This window comes from Pseudomonas sp. P5_A2_2 (genome assembly GCF_054177685.1).
On sequence record NZ_JBGCUL010001109.1, the window covers coordinates 1 to 1386 of the forward strand.

1 protein-coding gene is annotated in these 1386 nt (G+C 61.1%); it reads right to left on the reverse strand.

The annotated features are described in order from the left end of the window. Window positions 1–130: 130 nt before the first annotated feature. Window positions 131–1255 carry an ABC transporter ATP-binding protein gene (locus ACXRVY_RS29235; protein ID WP_458238987.1) on the reverse strand — a complete coding sequence of 375 codons (1125 nt, stop codon included), beginning with the start codon at window positions 1253–1255 and terminating at the stop codon, window positions 131–133. Window positions 1256–1386 lie beyond the last annotated feature (131 nt).

Below are 1386 nucleotides of genomic sequence, written 5' to 3' on the forward strand. Positions count from 1 at the left end.
GGTCAGGTCCGGGCCGGCCGCCATTGCGTGCGCCGCGCCCATCATGCCCAGTGCCAAAGCGGTGAATTTCAGGGATCTCAACATTTATTGTTCTCTCCACGTGCAGGTTGGTGTTGGTATTGCGGGGCGATCAGTTCGCCTCTAAAAGAGGGTCGAGCGCACGAACGTGCTCGACCTGCCAGCCAAGCGGTACCACGTCGCCGACGRCGAGCGCTGGATCGAGCTCGGCAATCGGTTGTTTCACGAAGAAGTCGGTCTTGCCGCAGACTTCCATGCGCACCCGGACGTGGTCGCCCAGATAGATGAATTCCTCGACTCGCCCGGAGAAGCGGTTGACGCATTGGTCGCTGGAGCCATTGAGGCTCACTCGCTCCGGACGAATGGACAGGGTCACCGGCTCGCCGGTCTGGCCAACGTTGACCGCCAAGGCTTCCACCTTCTCACCGCGCCCGAGCTCCACAATGCAACGGTCGCCGGTTTGGCTGTGCAGTCGGCCATTGAGGCGGTTGTTCTCGCCGATGAAGTTGGCGACGAAGGTGTTCTTCGGCTCTTCGTAGAGGGTGCGCGGTGGCGCGATCTGCTGGATTTCGCCCTGGTGGAACACCGCCACACGGTCGGACATGGTCAAGGCTTCGCCCTGATCGTGGGTCACGTAGACCACGGTGACGCCCAGGCGCTGGTGCAGGTGCTTGATCTCCATCTGCATGTGTTCACGCAGTTGTTTGTCGAGTGCGCCGAGGGGCTCGTCCATCAGCACCAGTTGCGGCTCGAACACCAGCGCACGGGCCAATGCCACACGCTGTTGCTGACCGCCGGAAAGCTGCGCCGGATAGCGCTGGGCGAAGGCATCGAGCTGGACCATGCTCAGCACACGCTTGACCCGGGCACTGACGTCGCTCTTGTTCATGCCGCGCACGGTCAGCGGAAACGCAAGGTTCTCGGCCACCGTCATGTGCGGGAACAATGCGTAGTTCTGGAAAACCATGCCGATGTCGCGCTTGTGCGGCGGCACGTTGTTGATGGCGCGCCCCGCCAACAGGATTTCGCCCGCGGTCGGCGTTTCGAAGCCGGCGAGCATCATCAGGCTGGTGGTCTTGCCGGAGCCGGACGGTCCGAGCAAGGTGAGGAATTCGCCTTTGCGAATGTCCAGGTTGAGGTCTTTGACGATCAGGTTCTCGCCGTCGTAGCTCTTCTGCACTCCACGAAAGCTGACCAGAACATCATTGGCCCCTGCACTTGAATCGACCTGGCTCATACCCACACCTTTGTTATTGATGACTGCTGTKGGATTAAGCCTAGTGGACGCTGGGGACCGCGCAAATCGGGGGGCAAGAGAGATTCGCCTCAGCCGGATGGAAGGTTGGGGGTAGGGATTGCCCTACAAGA